This window comes from Streptomyces sp. NPDC002788 (assembly GCF_053592115.1).
The window spans coordinates 1-16,202 of record NZ_JBSFVB010000010.1; the positions used below are offsets into that span (position 1 = coordinate 1).

Consider the following 16,202-nt stretch of genomic DNA (forward strand, 5'->3'; position numbering starts at 1 on the left):
GTTGATAGGCCGGATATGGAAGCACGGTAACGTGTGGAGTTGACCGGTACTAATAGGCCGAGGGCTTGTCCTCAGTTGCTCGCGTCCACTGTGTTGGTTCTGAAACCACGAACAGCCCCACGTTGCCACGCGTGGTGCGGCTGACAGTTTCATAGTGTTTCGGTGGTTATAGCGTAGGGGAAACGCCCGGTTACATTCCGAACCCGGAAGCTAAGCCTTACAGCGCCGATGGTACTGCAGGGGGGACCCTGTGGGAGAGTAGGACGCCGCCGAACAATCATTGAAAAGGCCCACACCTTATGGTGTGGGCCTTTTTGTGTTTCACGACGGTTGGACCAGCTTCGTGTCGTACGCCAGGATCACCGCCTGAATACGGTCGCGGGAGCCGGTTTTCGCGAGAATGCGGCCCACATGGGTTTTCACCGTGGACTCGGCCAGGTGGAAACGGGCAGCTATCTCAATGTTCGTCCAGCCCTGGCCGATGACCGTGAGGATTTCGCGTTCCCGGTCGGTCAGGGAAGCCAGGCGTGAGTCCTCCTGCGTGGGGTCCGCGGTCGGGTCGGTCGGCAGGTGGTGGACGTAGGCGTCCAGGAGGCGGCGGGTCAGGCTCGGGGCCACGACCGCGTCGCCGGTGGCGACGGCGCGGATGCCGGCCAGGAGCTCCTCCGGCTGCGCGTCCTTGACCAGGAAGCCCGAGGCTCCCGCGCGGAGGCCGGCGTAGGCGTATTCGTCGAGGTCGAAGGTGGTGACGATCAGAATGCGGGTGCGATCGCCGGCGGCGGTGATGCGGCGGGTCGCCTCGATGCCGTCCAGGCCGGGCATGCGGATGTCCATGAGGACGACGTCGGGGTGGAGCTCGGCTGCCATGCGGACCGCTTCGCTGCCGTTCGCCGCCTCACCCACGACCGTCATGTCGTCCTGGCTCTCCAGGAGCATGCGGAAGCCGAAGCGCTGCAGGGGCTGGTCGTCGGCGATCAGGACCGTGGTCACTGCGGGGTTTCCTCCGGGAGGTGTAGGCGGACACGCCAGCCCTGCTCCGGGTGGGGGCGAGGGCCGGCCTCAAGTGTGCCGCCGTACAGGGCGGTTCGCTCGCGCATTCCCGTTAGTCCGCGGCCTCCGGTCAGGGTGTCCGCCGGGCTGCCGTGCCCCGTGTCCGTGATGGTGACGGTGACGGCGGCCTCCTTCCCGTAGAACAGGTCTATCTCCGCCTCCGCGTCCGGGCCGCCGTGTTTCAGGGTGTTGGTGAGGGCTTCCTGGATGACTCGGTAGACGGTGAGTTGACGGCCTGGGGGGAGGGTGGGGCTGCCGTTGGTGGTGGTGTGGACGGGGAGGCCTGCGGAGCGGACGCCGTCGAGGAGCTGGTCGAGGTCGGTGAGGCCGGGCTGGGGGGTCAGGTCCGCCTGTTGCTTCTCCTCCTCGCGCAGGACGTCCAGCAGGCGGCGGAGCTCGGTGAGGGCCTGGCGGCTGGTGGTGGCGATGGCGTCGAGGGCCTGGGCGGCGCGTTCGGGGGACTTGGCGGCCGCGTACCGGCCGCCGTCGGCGAGGCCGGTGATGACGGAGAGGTTGTGGCCGAGGATGTCGTGCATCTCGCGGGCGACGCGGGCGCGTTCGGCGGCGGTGGCGAGTTGGGCCTGCTGGTCGCGTTCGGTCTCCAGGCGGCGGGCGCGGTCCTCAAGGGCCTCGGTGTAGGTGCGCCGGGTACGGACCGTGACGCCGATGAGGGCGGCGACCGTGACGGACATCAGGTGGGAGCCGATCTGCTGGTCCCAGCTGCCCTCTCCGTGCCGGGCGACCGACACGAGGACCGGGACGATCACCAGGGCCGTGGCCCACCACAGACTGCGCAGGGCCCTGCGCAGGGCGAGGTGGTAGATGAGGACCAGCTGGAGCAGCGCTGCCTGGAGGGCGGCGCCCGTCCAGGCGTTGACCAGGGCGAAGGGAACCGTCGCGACCAGAGCTGCCCCGGGGTGGGTGCGGCGTTGGAGGAGAGGGACAGCTAGGCCGAGACTCAGGGTGAGCAGGAGCCAGCCGGGGACGTCGAGGTTGTGGGCGTTGTGACGCCAGCCACCGCCGGCGTAGTCGATCAGGGCGGCTGTCACCCAGAAGCCGGTGAAGTGCAGGTCCCACAGCAGCGGGTGGCGCCGGTCGAAGGCGCACACCCGGCGGGTGAGGCGGTGGGCGTACTCGGTGAGGGGCTCCGGCGCCCGCTGTTCCGTCACGGGGTCCATCGTGAGGGTTCCGACGCCGGGCGTCATACGTCTCGGCGGCGCAGCACCGCCGCGGACAGCGCGAGAATGGCCGCCGTCCACAGAAGCATGGCCGGCAGGGCGGCGCCCGGGGAGGCAGTGCCGGGCATGGGCTGGGCCGTGGTGAGGGCTTCCAGGGCCTTGCCGGGGAAATAGCGGACGGCGTCGTCGACGACGGTGTACGGGAGCATGGCCAGGACCTCCGGAAGGATCATGAGCAGGCCGATGAAGGCGCCGATGGCCAGGGGGACCGAGCGGACCACGGCGCCGATGCCGAGGGCCAGGACGGTGAGCAGCGTGAGGCCGACCGCGTTGCCCGCGAGGGCGCGCAGGACGCCCGGGTCCGCGAGGGAGGCCGCTTGGTCGGTGCCGGCGAGGAAGGTCTGGGCCAGGGGGAAGGTGAGGAGGTTCGTGGCCAGGGTGAGGGGGAGGGTGATCGCGGCCAGGACGGCGGCCTTGGACCAGAGGACGGGCAGGCGGCGCGGTACCGCGGTCATCGTGGCGCGGATCTGGCCCGTGGAGTACTCGCCGGCCGTGGCGAGGATGCCCAGCACGCCGAGGTTGATCTGGGCGAACTGGGTGCCGAGGAGGACGAAGACGACCGTGTCCATGCCGCCTTCGCCCGTGCCGTCGTAGGCGGCGCCCAGGCCCGCCCCCATGGCTGCGGTCAAGAGGCTCGTGGCGATGAGGGTGATCCAGGTGGAGCGCAGGGTCCAGAGCTTGTGCCACTCGGAGCGCAGGACGCGAACCGGGGTCACGCGGTAGGGGAGGGGCGCCGTGGTCATGCCGCTGCTCCTTGCAGGGTCGCCGGGTATTCCACGGCGTCGCGGGTGAGGTCCATGAAGGCCTCTTCCAGGGAGGCGGTGCCGGGGGTCAGTTCGTAGAGGGGGATGCCGTGGGCGGCTGCCGTGCGGCCGATGTGCTGGGCGTCCGTGCCGCTGATGTGGAGGGTGCCGGGGGTGTCGGTGCTGATGTCGACGCCGGGGGCGGTGAGCAGGCGTACGAGGTCGGAGGCCTGGGGGGTGACGACCTTGACGGTGCCCGCGCCGGAGTCGCGTACGAAGTCGGCGACCGTGGTGTCGGCGAGGAGGCGGCCGCGGCCGATGATGACCAGGTGCTCGGCGGTGAGTGCCGTCTCGCTCATCAGGTGGGAGGAGACGAAGACCGTGCGGCCCTGCGCGGCGAGGGACTTGAGGAGGTTGCGGATCCACAGGACGCCCTCGGGGTCGAGGCCGTTGACCGGCTCGTCGAGGATGAGCACGGCCGGGTCGCCGAGGAGGGCGGCGGCGATGCCGAGGCGTTGGCCCATGCCGAGGGAGAAGCCCTTGACGCGGCGGTGGGCCACGTCGGTCAGGCCGGTGAGGCCCAGGACCTGCTCGACCCGGGTGCGGGGGATGCCGTGGGTGTGGGCCAGGGCGCGCAGGTGGTGGTACGCGGTGCGGCCGGGGTGGACCGAGCGGGCCTCCAGGAGGGCGCCGACCTCGGTGAGGGGCGCGGGGTGAGTGGCGTAGGAGCGTCCGCCCACGGTGGCGTGGCCGCGGGTGGGGGCGTCGAGGCCGAGGATCATCCGCATGGTCGTGGACTTGCCGGCGCCGTTCGGGCCCAGGAAGCCGGTGACGGTGCCGGGGCGGACGGTGAAGGACAGGTCCGTGACGACCGTGCGGTCGCCGTAGCGTTTGGTCAGTTCGTGTGCCGTCAGCATGCTTCGATGCTCGTGCGGGCGGGGGCGCCGGGCGTCGGACCGGCGGTGGTAATCGGGGTGAGGGGTGTCGTACCCGGGTACTACGGTGGCCCGCATGAGCTATGTGATCCGGTCCGTCCGTGCTGATGAGTGGCCTGCGGCGAAGGAGCTGCGGCTCGCCGCGCTGCGGGACCCGATCGCGCACCTCGCCTTCCTCGAGACGTACGAGGAGGCCGCGGCCAGGATGGACTCCTTCTGGCAGGAGCGGACCACGGGTGCCGCCGAAGGAGCGGACAAGGCGCAGCAGATCATCGCTGAGGGGCCGGACGGGCGGTGGGTGGGGACGCTGACCGTGCTCGTGGAGGAGCCCGGGACGACCGACTGGGCCGGGTTTCCGGTGGAGCGGAAGCAGGGGCATCTGGTCGGCGTGTTCGTACGGCCCGAGGAGCGCGGGAGCGGGCTGACCGAGGTGCTGTTCGACGCGGCCCTGGAGTGGGCGTGGGGGCGGGGGCTGGAGCGGGTGCGGCTCATCGTGCACGAGGAGAACGGGCGGGCGCAGCGGTTCTACCGTCGGGTGGGGTTCGTGCCGAGCGGGCTGACCGTGCCGCTCGGGGACGCGGGGGAGCGGGAGTTGGAGTTCGTCCTCGAGCGGGAGTGAGGGCCGCCGAGCGGGAGGCTTCCGGCCGCTCGGACCGGCCGCTCAGACGGCCGCTCAGACCGGCAGCTCGTCGTGCGGCCAGCGGGCGCGGCCCTGTTCGCGGGACCTGAGCAGGGCCAGGGTCGGCAGGCCACGGTCCGCTCCGGTGGCCAGCAGCTCCGGGAGCTGGGGAAGCGGGGCCACGGCCGCGACGTCGTCCAGGACGAGCGTCAGTGGTGGGTCGAGGCGACCGGAGGATGACCGTTCGGCCATGTGCCGGCCGCGCTCGACCACGCTCGAGACGAGGGCCGTCAGGAAGGGCATCGCGCCCGCGTTCGTCCTGGGGTCCTCGATGGATTCCCCCACCACGTAAAGCGTGCCCCCTTCGTGGATGAAGGAATCCAAGGCGAGGCCATCAGTTCGGTTGGGAGTGCAGGCCTCGCGGATGTTGACCGTGGAGAGGGCCGCGAGGGCACGGGTCGTCACTTGCTGGGCCATGTCCCGGCGTTCCGGGTGGGCCGTGAGGGCGCCTTCGAGTTCGCCGGCGGAGCCGGGGGACGCCTTGGGGTTCGTGCGGAGGATGCGTACGGCGTCCTGGATCTGGGTGCCCTGGGACCAGCGGTGGACGTGGCGGATGGTGCGGCCGTCGATGGCGGCGGCGTGCAGGTAGCTCCGCAGCAGGGTGGTGGCCGTGTCACTGAGGGCCTGGTCGAGTTTGGCGGTGGGGCGTACCGGGGTGAGGAGGGCGGTTGCTCTCCTGGCCGCCGCGTCTTTGTCCTCGCAGCCGGTGGTGGGGGACCAGTGGAGGCGGGACGGGGTGTCGCAGAGGTGGGTGGGGTCGTAGAGGTGGGTGGGGCCCAGTTTGGCTCTGGCGTCCTTTGTCTCGTGCCAGAGGGTGGGGTTGGAGGTGACGATCAGGGCGGGGCCTTCCGCGTCGCGTACCGCCTGGGTGGCGGTGGTCTGGCGGGATTCCCTGGGGGCTACGAGGATCCTCTCCCACCCGCCCCCGCGTTCCCGGGCGAACAGGGAAGCGGGTGTCGCCGGCGCGGTTGCCGGGGTGGGGGCCGGGGGTGCGGCCGGCTCCGCGAGGTGCGCAGGCTCGGGGGCGGCGCGGCGGGGGGTGGGGACGTCGTGCTGCGCGGACGCGGGGGTGGTCTGCTCCACCGGCGTCGGTACCTCGTGCCGCGCTGAGCCCGGTGCCCCGTGCTGTCCCGCGGCGGGCATCTCGTGGGGCGCCGCTGCGGGTGTCCGGTACTGCGCCGGGGCCGATGCGCCGTGCTGCCCCGTGCCCGGTGTCCCGTGCCGCGCCGGTGCCGGGACCTCGTGCGGCGTCGATGCGCCGGCCTCGTACGCGCCCCCTGCTCGCTCCCCGGCCGTCGCCGCTCTTTCCCTCCTGCGTCGCGCCCGCACGGCCCTCCAGCGGACCACCGTCCCCATGACGAACACGGTCAGGACGAACAGGACCATCAGCTGGCCGATGAACAGGCCCCAGAACAGGCCGTAGCCGGAGAGGTCGCCGGAGGGCGTGCCGGGCCAGGCGCCGGGGATGTCCTGGGGGTGGGTGATGAGCCGACGCATGGCCAGGGGCGTGCGGGTGAAGGTGACTCCGGACGGCCAGGAGCCGTGGGCGAACAGGGCGGCGAGGCCCGTGGCCGTCCACACCAGCAGGGTCGTGCCGAGGAGGAACGCGAGGATGCCGACCAGCAGGCCGTCGGGGATGCCTCCCTGGGTGTCCCGCTGGGTGCGGTGGTCGTCCGGTCTCACGTGTTCTCCCTTACGCCACCGTCGATTCGGAGTCGCCCAAGTGGTGCTCCACGAAGGCCGCGGCCCGTTCCTCCGCCTCGAGTTCGGCGGCGCGCAGGGCGTCGTCCGCGAGGTCGGCGGAGGACTGGGTCATCGCGCGGTCGGTGAAGACCAGGGGGCGTTCGGTCTCGGTGACCAGGTGTTTGACGACCTGGACGTTGCCGTTGACGTCCCAGACGGCGATGCCGGGGGTGAGGGTCGGGATGATCTCGACCGCCCAGCGCGGCAGGCCCAGGACGCGGCCCGTCGCCCTCGCCTCGTCCGCCTTCTGGGCGTAGATCGTTCTCGTCGAGGCCATCTTCAGGATCGCCGCCGCTTCCTTCGCCGCCGCGCCGTCGACGACGTCCGACAGGTGGTGGACCACCGCCACGAACGACAGGCCGAGCCGTCGGCCGAACTTCAGCAGGCGCTGGAACAGCTGGGCGACGAAGGGGCTGTTGATGATGTGCCAGGCCTCCTCGACGAGGAAGATGCGCTTCTTCCGGTCGGGGCGGATCCAGGTGTGCTCCAGCCAGACGCCGACGATCGCCATGAGGATGGGCATGGCGATGGAGTTGCGGTCGATGTGCGACAGGTCGAAGACGATCAGCGGCGCGTCGAGGTCGATGCCGACCGTGGTCGGTCCGTCGAACATGCCGCGCAGGTCACCGTCGACCAGGCGGTCCAGGACCAGGGCGACGTCGAGTCCCCAGGCGCGGACGTCGTCTATGGCGACGTTCATCGCCTCGGCCGACTCGGGCTCGGGGTGACGGAGCTGCTCGACGATGTCGGTGAGGACCGGCTGGCGGTCGACGATCGTCTCGGTGACGTAGGCGTGCGCGACCTTGAGGGCGAAGCCCGAGCGTTCGTCCAGGCCGTGCCCCATCGCCACCTCGATGATCGTCCGGAGCAGCGCGAGCTGGCCCGTCGTGGTGATCGCGGGGTCGAGCGGGTTGAGCCGGATACCCATGTCCAGGGCCGCCATCGGGTCCAGCCGGATGGGAGTTATCCCCAGCTCCTGCGCGATGAGGTTCCATTCACCCACTCCGTCCTCGCCCTGGGCGTCCAGGACGACGACCTGGCGGTCGCGGAAGCGGAGCTGGCGCAGGACGTACGTCTTCTCCAGCGCCGACTTGCCGTTGCCGGACTCGCCGAGGACCAGCCAGTGGGGGGCGGGGAGCTGCTGGCCGTAGAGCTGGAAGGGGTCGTAGATGTAGCCCTTTCCGGAATACACCTCACGGCCGATGATGACGCCGGAGTCGCCGAGGCCCGGCGCGGCGGTCGGGAGGTAGACCGCCTGGGCCTGGCCCGTGGACGTGCGCACCGGGAGCCGGGTCGTCTCGACCTTCCCGAAGAGGAAGGACGTGAAGGCCTCGGTGAGGACGGACAGCGGATCCCGCATCAGGTCCTACCTCCGAATGCCGGTGGCGAAGGGAAGGGTGTTCACGAAGGCGCGGTGGTGCTCGCGGTCGCACCATTCCAGCTTCAGGTACGACTTTCCGGCCGAGGCCCTTATCGTCCGCTTGTCGCGGGCGAGGGCGTCGGGGGAGCGCGAGGAGACGGTGATGTAGCCGACGAGGTTGACGCCGGCGGCGCCGCTGGCGAGGTCCTCACCGCGCTGGTCGAGCCGGGAGTTCGCGGCCACGTCGCGCGGGTCGACGGTGCGGTTCATCTTGGCGGCGCGGGACGCCTCGGCCTCGTCGTTGGTCTTCTCGGTCAGCATGCGCTCGATGGCGACCTCGGTGGGTTCGAGGTCCATCGTGACGGCGACCGTGCGGATGACGTCCGGGGTGTGGACGAGCAGCGGGGCGAGGAAGTTGACGCCGACGGGGGTCATCGGCCACTCCTTCACCCAGGCGGTGGCGTGGCACCAGGGGGCGCGGGTGGAGGACTCGCGGGTCTTGGCCTGGAGGTAGGTGGGCTCCATGGCGTCCAGCTCGGCCGGCCAGGCGTTGCGTTTCGTCATCGCCTGGATGTGGTCGATCGGGTGGTCCGGGTCGTACATGGAGTGGATCAGCGAGGACAGCCGGCTCTGGCCGAGGGGCTGCCGGACGCGGATGTCGGCCTCCTGCAGGCGCGAGCAGATGTCGGTGAGCTCGCGGGCCATGACGACGGCGAGACCTCCGTCCCGGTCGACCTTGCCGCCGTGCGCGCGGGCCGCCCGGGCCATGGCGTTGGCCTCGGCGGCGAGCTCGCGGTTGTAGTGCATGCAGGCCACGAGGTAGGCGCGGTGCTGCTCGCTGCTGGTCGACACCATCGACTGGAGCTGGTCGTAGGACTCCCGCAGCCACGGCGGCGCCTTGTCGTCGCCGCGGACGGTGACGTCCTTGGCGTGGGCGTCCGGGTCGGCGGGGAGGGTGCGGGCGAGCATCTGCAGGCGGGTGACGAAGCCGTCGCCGTTGGCCACGTGCTTGAGCAGCGTGCCGAAGCGGTCGACCAGGGCCTCCTGGTCCTCGCTGTCGCGCAGGCCGACGCCGGGACCCTCGATCTCGATGGCGGCGGTGACGGTCTTGCGGTCGGCGTGCAGCAGTACGGCGATCTCGTCGGGCCCGAAGGGGGCGGACAGCCAGGTGATGCGGCCGATGCCCGGGGGCGGTCCGATCTCGACCTCGCGGCCGTCCAGCCGGGTGCCCGCCTCGACGACGGCGGAGCGGTAGGTGGCTCCGCGCTTGAGGGTCCGCTTGTAACTGCGGTTGATCTCGAACCACTTGTAGAACGTGCGGTGCTTGTACGGCACGTACACCGCGGCCAGCGCCAGCATCGGGAAACCGGCGAGCAGCACGATGCGCAGGGACAGCACGGGGACGAGGAGCCCGCACATCATGCCGAGGAACGCGCCCACGACGATCAGGGTGATCTCGCCGGTCTCGCGATTGCGGCCGATGATCGCGTTCGGCCGGGCGCGGCCGATCAGATACGTACGGCGGGGCGTGACCGGATGGGACACGTGGGATTCGGTCGTCAACGCCCTTCACCTCCCGTGCGGTTGGTACTGCTGTTGCGGGTGTTGCCGGCGTGGGGAGTGTTGACGGGGCTGCTCGAACGGGGTGCGGGTGCGGCGGAGGGTACAGATCCGCCGCCGTTCGAGGTGCGCGCGCTGTGCGCGGCGACTCCACCGGATGCGGGGTTGCTGGGGCGGGGGGCGGAGGACTGGCCGCCTCCGCCGTTGTGGTCGGCGCGGGAGCTGTGGGTCTTGATGCCCTGCGCGACCAGGGACGCCGGGGAGCTGATGACGGCCGCGGCCTTGCCCTCGGCGCCCTGCATGATGCGGTTGTTGCGGGAGCCGGCGATCTCGTCGCCGAAGCCGGGGACGAAACGGTAGATCATCGCGCTGGCGAAGATGGCGAGCAGGATGATGGCGAGGCCGGAGACGACGGCGGAGAAGGCGTTTGGGCCGTCGTCGGCGGAGAGCGCGCCGGCGAGGCCGAGGACGATCACGATGACCGGCTTGACGAGGATCACCGCGATCATGATGCCCGCCCAGCGGCGGACGTGGCCCCACAGGTTCTTGTCGACGAGTCCCGCGTAGACGACGGTGCCGAGCAGGGCGCCGACGTAGAGCAGAGCCGCGCGGATGACGAGCTCCAGCCACAGCACTCCGGCGGCGAGGATGCTGACCAGGGAGACGACGATCAGCATGATCGGACCGCCGCCGATGTCCTGGCCCTTCACGAGGGCTTCGGAGAACGTGCCGAAGAAGGCGTCGGTCTGGTCGCCGGTGGCTTTGGCGAGGACCTCGGTGATGCCGTCCGTCGCGGAGACGACGGTGTAGAGGATCAGCGGGGTGAAGGCGGAGGCCAGGACGGTCAGCCAGAGGAAGCCGATGGCTTCGGACAGGGCGGTGGTCAGGGGGACGCCGCGCACCGCCCGCTTGGCCACGGCCAGGATCCAGAGCACGAGGGTGAGGATCGTCGACGCCGCGAAGACGACGGCGTACTGCTGGAGGAATTTGGGGTTCGTGAAGTCGACGTTCGCGGTCTCCTTCACGGCCTCACTGAGCTTGCCGACGGTCCAGGAGGCGGCTTCGGCACAGCCCTTGGCGAGGGAGGCGAGCGGGTCGAGGGTGGAGGTGGGGTCGAGGCGGGAGGTGCCGCCGCCTCCGCTGCGGCTGCCGGTGTCGCCTTCGCAGATCTCCCTGGCCCTGCCGGAGAGCAGGGAGCAGTTGTCGTTGCTGGGGGTGGGCGACGGTGTGGGGGCGGCGACCGCCCGGGTGGCGAACAGGACCACGGCGGTCTGAACGGCGGTGAGGGCTGCGGCGACCTTCACTCCACGGGGCGGGCTACCGGGCATACGTGAACCCTCCGAACTCCTCGACGGCCTTCGAGATGTCGTCCGAGGTCGACACCTTGTTGTCGCCATTGACCGGCGCGGGGCCTTCCTTCTGGGAGAAGCTGTCGACCTTCCAGTCGCCGTCCGTCCAGCGCAGTTGGAGGGTCATGGTGAACCAGTCGCTGGTGACCGGGTTCTGCGACTTCTCCCCCGTCATCCCGTACACGCCGGTGCACCAGACCTCGACGCTGGCGGTGCCGCCCGAGTAGTCGGTGGTCTTGGTGCCGACCGGCATGGTGCGGGAGACGTAGGTGCTGCCCTTGGGCGCGTCGCCGTTCTCGTCCAGGCCGACCTTGTCCAGGAACGCCTTGTCGTACACCCGGTCGAGGGTGCTCTCCAGCTCGGGTGCTCTGTCGGCGTCGAACACCTGACGGACGATCTCCGGCCGTCGTGCGGGCTTGAGGATGTCGGCCGAGACCAGCACCACTGCGTAGTTCGCCGCCGCGCTCTGGGCCCCCTCCTGGTCCTGGGTGAAGCCCGACGGGATGCCGGCGCCCGACTTTGTCTTGACGGGGCGTTGACCGGAGGGAGCCGTGGCTGATGTCTGCGGCTTGTCTCCGGCGGCGTCCGCCGGTGAGTCGTCACCCCCCCGGTTGGCGAAGGCGATCGCTGCGATCAGGACGACCACCACGCCGACCACCGTGACCAGGCTGCGGGACGAGGAGCGGGGGCCCCGGCGGGGGCTGCCGTAGGGGTCGGAGTCCGTGTCGGGCAGGCGGGTGCGGGTCTGGCCCGTGCCGCCGTAGCCGCCGGAGGACTCACGCTCGTCACCGAGACTCATACCGCGTACGCCCCCTCGACGTCGTGCGGAAACACTTCGTACCGGTCGTACTGCTCATACTCCTCGTACGACGGTAGCCGTGCTGGTTCCCGCGCGGGCGCGGTGTGGTGACTCGACATCAGGGAAACGCAACCTCAGCCGGTGGGCACGACGGGCGGGTGGGATGGAGGGGGAGGAGCCGGGCGTGCCCGGCCGGGCGGACGGTTCCCGGGCTACACGGCCATGCCGTACACGATGGTGAAGAGCGTGCCGAGTGAGCCGATGATGAACACGCCCGTCAGGCCCGCGATGATGAGGCCCTTGCCCTGCTCCGCGCTGAAGGTGTCCCGCAGGGCCGTCGCCCCGATGCGCTGCTTGGCGGCGCCCCAGACGGCGATGCCGAGGCAGATCAGGATGGCGAACGCCATCACGACCTGGACCATCGTCTTCGCTTCGGTGCCCAGGCTGCCGAAGGGGCCCCAGTCCGGAGCGATCCCGCCGATGATGGTGTTGATGTCTCCCTTGTCGGCCGCAAAGAGCATGTAAGTCACCGCCCCTGGTGGGTAGTTCCGCATCCTCTGCGGTCGTGCAGAGGTCAGGCCTCATTCTCGCCGACAATGATGCTGTCGTATGTCGACTTGGCGTCATTGATTGGCGGGTTTCGTACGAATACCTTGCCATCGTTCGGCGCCGGTCCCTATGGGGGACGACGAACGGTGTACGAAGGATCGTATGGTCACTCTGTGTATCACGGCAGGTCACCCCGGGCAATGAGGCCTGAGCGGAACCTGGTGTGTGGTTCCGTCGTTGTGCCCTCTTGCGACCTTCCTCACCTTCCCGGACGGTTTCTGACGGCTGGTCGGGTGAGCGGTCGGGCCGGTGTTCTCCGGATGAAGGCTACCTGGCACGGCGAACGGGCCGTGGCTGGAGTGCCGCGGCCCGTTCGTCCCCTGCCGGCCCCGGGCCCCCACGGCCCCGGGCGGCGCTTTTCGGTGACGGTCCGTCACGAAGGGGGAGGTATCAGCCGGTGAAGGCGCCGAGTCCCTGGGGGGTACCCCATCCGGTCGGCCCGTCATAGCCCGTTCGGGCGGTGCAGAAGTAGCTGGTGGTGCAGCTGCCGTTGGTACCGCTGGTGACGTCGTTCAGGGCGGAGGTGTTCGCGTAGGGGAACTCGGCCGGGTAGGAGCCGCTGGACGGAGTGCCCGCCAGGGCGTAGACGCTCGCGATGATCGGGGCGGAGGCGCTGGTGCCGCCGTAGGTGGCCCAGCCCTGGCCGTCGGCGCCGTAGGTGTCGTAGACGGAGACGCCGGTCGCCGGGTCGGCGACGGCCGAGACATCGGCGATCATGCGCGTGGCGCAGCCGGTGTCGGACTGCCAGGTGGGCTTGGTGTCGTAGGCGGAGCAGCCGGAGCCGGTGCCCTCGGTGCTGCTGGTCCGCCAGACGCTCTCGGTCCAGCCGCGGGTGGTGGAGGAGGCGGTGAGCCTGGTGCCGCCGACGGCGGTCACGTACTTGGAGGCCGCCGGGTACTCGGCGCCGTAGCCCGCGTCGCCCGCGCTGACGGTGATGGCGACGCCCGGGTGGTTGAAGTACGCGGAGTCGTACGTCGCGTCGGAGGAGGACTCGCCGCCGCCGTAGCTGTTGGAGACGTACTTGGCGCCCAGGGCGACGGCCTCGTTGACGGCGGTGCCGAGGTTGGTCATGGTGGCGGACTTGGCCTCGACGAGGAGGATGTGGCAGTTCGGGCAGATCGCGCTCGCCATGTCGAGGTCGAGGGAGATCTCGGCGGCCCAGCCGCTGTCGGGGGCGGGGAGGGAGGTGGTGTAGCCGGTCTGGCTCACCTTCTTGAAACAGCCGTTGGCGCTGGTGCAGGCGGGCAGGCCGTAGTGCGAGCGGTAGGCGGCGAGGTCGGATTCGGCGTTGGGGTCGTCGTAGGCGTCGACGATGGCGATGGTCCGGCCGGAGCCGTTGCTCGCGGCGGCGGAGGTCAGGCCGTAGGCGTTCCGGAGGTCGGAGGGGCCGTAGCCGGAGGGGGAGGAGGCCTCGGCTGCCGTGGACGAGATGCCGTGCTGCTGCTGGTAGGCGGTGCGGCCTCCTGTGACGCGCAGGGCGTTGCAGGCCATCTCGTCCCGGTGGCGGGGGAGGGCGCAGGAGCGGGTCCAGGTGACCTTGGACGTGCTCGCCTGGGCGGTGTCCGCGTGGGCGGCGGTGGTGAGGCCGGTGAGGAGGAGGGCGGCGGTGGCGGTGACGGCGGCGCTGACGCGGCGCCATCTGTGACGCGCGACCGTGGAGTTGGGGGATGTCGTGCGCAAGGTACAGCCTCCTGGCAGTGGTGGGCAGAGGCCTGCGGGTGGGGGATCCGCCGGCGTGGTTCCCGGCGGGGGCGGCGACCCGCGACGACGATGACTTGTTGAGTACGTGACAACAAGACGGCTTCCGGAATCCTGACTTCCGCCTTACCGAACGGGATTCAGGGCTTACCGCTCGATGACGGACCGATGGCCGGGCAATGGGCACCGCTTGACTCGACCCGCTGACGGCCCGCGGCTGTGGCGGGTGTCGGAGGCGCTACGGGCACGCACTTCCCGCTGACCCGGGACGAGCGGCAGATCGCTGTCTGACGCTTCTCTCACCTTCGTCGGGCACAGTCGCTCCGGTGAAGCGCGTCCTGTCCATCGCCGTGGCCATCGTCGCAGTCATCTCCGTGTCCACCGCGACCGCCGACGACGGGGCCGGGCCCTTCGGGGTGACCGTCGCCGCGCAAGACGCGCGCGTCGGGGTGCTGGTGCCCGCCGCGCGGGCGGGGCGGCCGGCCGGTGCGCATTTCTGCACGGCGTCCGTGGTGGACGCGCCCCACCGCAATCTGGTCGTCACCGCGGCGCACTGCCTGGGCCGGGAGGGGGCACTGGTCTTCGTGCCCGGATACCGGGACGGCCGCGCGCCCTACGGGGTGTGGACGGTGCAGCGGCGGTTCTTGTCGGAGGGGTGGCTCAAGGGCCGGGACGAGGACAGCGATGTGGGATTCCTCGTCGTCGCGCCGCGGGCCGGGAAAGGGGTCGAGGACGTCGTCGGCGGGAACCGGTTCACCACCGGTACGGCGACGGGGGCGACCGCGGTGACCGTCACCGGGTACCCCAACTCGCGTGAGACGCCCGTCAGCTGCACCGACAAGCCGGTCGCGATCGGTCCCACCCAGCAGCGCGTCGAGTGCCCCGGGTTCAGCGGCGGCACGAGCGGCAGCCCCTGGCTGAACGGGGACGGGCAGGTCGTCGGGGTCCTCGGCGGCCACGAGGAGGGCGGCACGAGCCCCGGTGTCTCCTACAGCGTCGTACTCGGTGCGGAGGCGAAGCGCCTGTACCGGGAGGCGGCGGGCGATCCGTGACGACCCCGTGCGCCGGTCGCCCCGGCTGTGCCGCCCGTGCTGTGGCCCGTCCTTCCGTCCGCCCCCGACTCTCCTCCCCGTGATCATTCCTGAGCGCGGCGACCGGCCCTACACTGACCAACGGACTCCTGGGCGGCGAGGGGCGGTTGACGGTGCGTAAGGCATGGATCGTGGCGAGCGTTGCCATCAGCTCCGCCCTCGCCTTCGTGATGCTGCTCGTCGTCGGCGTCTACCTCGTCGCCGGAAACCTGGTCAACGGCGTGAGCGGCGCTGCGAAATCGCTGGCCAAGGGGTCGGTGCCCGCCGCGTACGCGGCCCTCGTGCAGAAGTGGGGCAACCTCTGCCCCGCCATCAGCCCGGCCCTGCTCGCCGCCCAGCTCTACCAGGAGAGCGGCTTCAATCCCAGGGCCCAGAGTCATGCCGCCGCGCAGGGCATAGCGCAATTCATCCCCGGCACCTGGGCCAGCCACGGCATCGACGGCGACGGCGACGGCGACCGTGACGTGTGGGACCCCAAGGACGCGATTCCCTCGGCCGCCTCCTACGACTGCGAACTCGCGTCGTACGTGAAGAAGGTTGGCGGGAATCAGACCGAGAACATGCTGGCCGCGTACAACGCGGGGGCGTACGCGGTGATCAAGTACGGGGGCGTGCCGCCGTACAGCGAGACCCGGAACTACGTGAAGAGGATCACGACGCTCTCCGAGAGCTTCGCGGCACCCGTCGGGCGGGTCGATCCCTCCGAGCAGGCCGCCGGGGCGATCGAGTACGCGCAGAAGAAGCTCGGCACGCCCTACCTCTGGGGCGGCACCGGCACCGCTGAGCAGGGCGGACGCTTCGACTGCTCGGGGCTGACCCAGGCCGCCTACGCGACGGTGGGCATCAAACTCCCGCGCGTCGCCAACGACCAGTACAACGCCGGGCCGCATCCCGCGCGGGACGAGCTGCTCCCCGGCGACCTCGTGTTCTTCTCGGACGACCTCACCAATTCGCGTGCCATCCGACATGTCGGCATTTATGTCGGAGGCGGGTACATGATCGACGCGCCTCGGACGGGTGCGGTCATCCGGTTCGACCCGATCGACACCCCTGACTACTTCGGAGCCACCCGCGTCACCGTAGATGGCGCGAAAGCGCTCCCCACGACAGTGTGAACCGAGTGTGAACCCACCCCCTGAGCTGCGAAGACGTATCTCTCTTCGATAACGTCTGCGTGATCATTCGGTGGAGTGTGGAACGTATCAGCGGGAACCATGCGTTCCTGGTGACGTAGCCGAGCAGACGTCAGTGAGCACGTGTCACGCGCGCGTGCAGCGGAAGCGGATCTACAACCACGGGGGTGGCAGCAGCGGCGCACGCACGGGTGCGCCGGGAGAGAGACGAAGGG

14 protein-coding genes and 1 rRNA gene are annotated in these 16,202 nt (G+C 70.4%); 4 read left to right on the top strand and 11 right to left on the bottom strand.

The genetic code is table 11. From position 1 onward, the window contains the following. Nucleotides 1–158 precede the first annotated feature (158 nt). Nucleotides 159–275, top strand: a 5S ribosomal RNA gene (gene rrf / locus ACWD1U_RS19390). A gap of 46 nt (nt 276–321) precedes the next feature. On the opposite strand, the gene ACWD1U_RS19395 is transcribed toward rrf, so the two are convergent. The 4 genes from ACWD1U_RS19395 to ACWD1U_RS19410 are packed head-to-tail and all read right to left on the bottom strand — an operon-like array spanning nt 322 to nt 3,948. Further along, nucleotides 322–990 (bottom strand): response regulator, encoded by a 669-nt coding sequence (locus tag ACWD1U_RS19395; RefSeq protein ID WP_451108989.1) that lies wholly within the window; start codon nt 988–990, stop codon nt 322–324. Further along, nucleotides 987–2,228 (bottom strand): sensor histidine kinase, encoded by a 1,242-nt coding sequence (locus ACWD1U_RS19400; protein ID WP_451108990.1) that lies wholly within the window; start codon nt 2,226–2,228, stop codon nt 987–989. The genes ACWD1U_RS19395 and ACWD1U_RS19400 overlap by 4 nt, the downstream gene beginning before the upstream one ends. A 23-nt stretch (nt 2,229–2,251) precedes the next feature. Then, nucleotides 2,252–3,031: an ABC transporter permease gene (locus ACWD1U_RS19405; protein WP_451108992.1), complete on the bottom strand. Its 780-nt coding sequence runs from the start codon at nt 3,029–3,031 to the stop codon at nt 2,252–2,254. Continuing rightward, nucleotides 3,028–3,948 carry an ABC transporter ATP-binding protein gene (locus tag ACWD1U_RS19410; RefSeq protein WP_451108994.1) on the bottom strand — a complete coding sequence of 307 codons (921 nt, stop codon included), beginning with the start codon at nt 3,946–3,948 and terminating at the stop codon, nt 3,028–3,030. Before ACWD1U_RS19410 ends, ACWD1U_RS19405 begins: the two co-directional genes overlap by 4 nt. A 94-nt stretch (nt 3,949–4,042) precedes the next feature. Here ACWD1U_RS19410 and ACWD1U_RS19415 point away from each other — a divergent pair, with 94 nt between their 5' ends. Further along, nucleotides 4,043–4,585: a GNAT family N-acetyltransferase gene (locus ACWD1U_RS19415; protein ID WP_451108996.1), complete on the top strand. Its 543-nt coding sequence runs from the start codon at nt 4,043–4,045 to the stop codon at nt 4,583–4,585. A gap of 54 nt (nt 4,586–4,639) precedes the next feature. On the opposite strand, the gene ACWD1U_RS19420 is transcribed toward ACWD1U_RS19415, so the two are convergent. The 7 genes from ACWD1U_RS19420 to ACWD1U_RS19450 all read right to left on the bottom strand — a co-directional run bounded on the left by ACWD1U_RS19420 (nt 4,640) and on the right by ACWD1U_RS19450 (nt 13,745). After that, nucleotides 4,640–6,328, bottom strand: coding sequence for a TraM recognition domain-containing protein (locus ACWD1U_RS19420; protein WP_451108998.1), 1,689 nt, complete (start codon nt 6,326–6,328; stop codon nt 4,640–4,642). Between the two features lie 10 nt (nt 6,329–6,338). Continuing rightward, a complete protein-coding gene (locus ACWD1U_RS19425; protein ID WP_451109000.1) occupies nt 6,339–7,748 on the bottom strand; it encodes an ATP-binding protein in 1,410 nt (469 codons plus the stop codon). 6 nt (nt 7,749–7,754) lie between these two features. Then, nucleotides 7,755–9,311 carry an SCO6880 family protein gene (locus tag ACWD1U_RS19430; protein ID WP_451109002.1) on the bottom strand — a complete coding sequence of 519 codons (1,557 nt, stop codon included), beginning with the start codon at nt 9,309–9,311 and terminating at the stop codon, nt 7,755–7,757. After that, nucleotides 9,308–10,636, bottom strand: coding sequence for a hypothetical protein (locus ACWD1U_RS19435; protein WP_451109004.1), 1,329 nt, complete (start codon nt 10,634–10,636; stop codon nt 9,308–9,310). The genes ACWD1U_RS19430 and ACWD1U_RS19435 overlap by 4 nt, the downstream gene beginning before the upstream one ends. After that, nucleotides 10,626–11,456, bottom strand: a complete 831-nt coding sequence (locus tag ACWD1U_RS19440; protein WP_451109006.1) for a hypothetical protein — start codon at nt 11,454–11,456, stop codon at nt 10,626–10,628. The genes ACWD1U_RS19435 and ACWD1U_RS19440 overlap by 11 nt, the downstream gene beginning before the upstream one ends. A gap of 212 nt (nt 11,457–11,668) precedes the next feature. Further along, a complete protein-coding gene (locus ACWD1U_RS19445) occupies nt 11,669–11,977 on the bottom strand; it encodes a hypothetical protein (protein ID WP_333935173.1) in 309 nt (102 codons plus the stop codon). Nucleotides 11,978–12,455: 478 nt separating this feature from the next. Further along, nucleotides 12,456–13,745, bottom strand: a complete 1,290-nt coding sequence (locus ACWD1U_RS19450; RefSeq protein ID WP_451109008.1) for a S53 family peptidase — start codon at nt 13,743–13,745, stop codon at nt 12,456–12,458. A gap of 344 nt (nt 13,746–14,089) precedes the next feature. On the opposite strand from ACWD1U_RS19450, the gene ACWD1U_RS19455 reads away from it, so the two are divergent. Both ACWD1U_RS19455 and ACWD1U_RS19460 read left to right on the top strand, forming a co-directional pair. Next, nucleotides 14,090–14,815 carry a trypsin-like peptidase domain-containing protein gene (locus tag ACWD1U_RS19455; protein WP_451109010.1) on the top strand — a complete coding sequence of 242 codons (726 nt, stop codon included), beginning with the start codon at nt 14,090–14,092 and terminating at the stop codon, nt 14,813–14,815. A 146-nt stretch (nt 14,816–14,961) separates the two neighbouring features. Continuing rightward, nucleotides 14,962–15,969 (top strand): bifunctional lytic transglycosylase/C40 family peptidase, encoded by a 1,008-nt coding sequence (locus tag ACWD1U_RS19460; protein ID WP_451109011.1) that lies wholly within the window; start codon nt 14,962–14,964, stop codon nt 15,967–15,969. The last annotated feature ends 233 nt before the right edge of the window (nt 15,970–16,202 follow it).